Source organism: Levilactobacillus tujiorum (assembly GCF_012641185.1).
GTDB classification, from domain to species: domain Bacteria; phylum Bacillota; class Bacilli; order Lactobacillales; family Lactobacillaceae; genus Levilactobacillus; species Levilactobacillus tujiorum.
The window spans coordinates 1-1,239 of sequence record NZ_JAAXLK010000045.1; the positions used below are offsets into that span (position 1 = coordinate 1).

1 protein-coding gene is annotated in these 1,239 nt (G+C 50.7%); it reads left to right on the forward strand.

Annotated features, from left to right (window positions below):
* Positions 1-71 precede the first annotated feature (71 nt).
* A protein-coding gene (locus HF569_RS12125) for an IS3 family transposase (protein WP_115168574.1) occupies positions 72-1,219 on the forward strand; the annotation gives its coding sequence in 2 pieces (ribosomal slippage) (positions 72-309 and positions 309-1,219; 1,149 coding nt in all).
* The last annotated feature ends 20 nt before the right edge of the window (positions 1,220-1,239 follow it).

Sequence of the window (1,239 nt, forward strand, 5' to 3'; positions counted from 1 at the left end):
TTCTACGATGAATCGCCACAGGTTTAACAGACACCTCAGAGTCATTTAAGATGACTTAAAGAGAGGTGCCCATGAGCGGTAAGCGTTATCCCGAAGAGTTTAAAATTGAAGCAGTCAAACAGGTTGTTGATCGCGGTTATTCTGTTGCCAGCGTTGCAACACGTCTCGATATCACCACACACAGCCTTTACTCCTGGATAAAGAAGTACGGTCCGGATTCTTCCACTAATAAAGAACAGTCAGATGCTCAGGCCGAGATCCGCCGTCTCCAGAAAGAGCTGAAGCGGGTTACCGACGAACGGGACATATTAAAAAAAGCCGCGGCGTACTTCGCAAAGCTGTCCGACTGAGGTACGCCTTTATCCGTGACAACACCTGTTGCTGGCCTGTTCGCCTGCTCTGTCGGGTGCTGGATGTTCATCCCAGTGGTTTTTACGCCTGGCTTCAGCAGCCGCATTCACAACGCCATCAGGCAGACCTGAGACTGACAGGACAGATTAAACAGTTCTGGCTGGAATCGGGATGCGTCTATGGTTATCGCAAAATCCATCTGGATCTGCGGGACAGCGGGCAACAGTGCGGAGTGAACAGAGTCTGGCGACTGATGAAACGTGTCGGCATAAAGGCTCAGGTCGGATACCGGAGCCCGCGGGCTCGTAAAGGCGAGGCCAGTATCGTGTCGCCCAACAGGCTTCAGCGACAGTTCAATCCGGATGCTCCGGATGAACGTTGGGTAACGGACATAACCTACATCAGGACCCACGAAGGCTGGCTGTATCTTGCCGTGGTTGTTGATCTGTTCTCACGCAAAATTATCGGCTGGTCCATGCAATCCCGGATGACAAAAGACATTGTCCTGAACGCACTGCTGATGGCTGTATGGCGGCGTAACCCCCAAAAACAGGTGCTGGTTCATTCGGATCAGGGCAGTCAGTACACAAGCCATGAATGGCAGTCGTTCCTGAAATCACACGGCCTGGAGGGCAGCATGAGCCGTCGCGGTAACTGCCATGATAATGCGGTTGCAGAAAGCTTTTTCCAGTTGTTGAAACGCGAACGGATAAAGAAAAAGATCTACGGAACGCGGGAAGAAGCCCGCAGCGATATTTTTGATTACATCGAAATGTTTTATAACAGTAAACGTCGGCATGGTTCTAGCGATCAGATGTCACCGACAGAATATGAAAACCAGTATTATCAACGGCTCGGAAGTGTCTAAATTATCCGTGGCGATTCAGC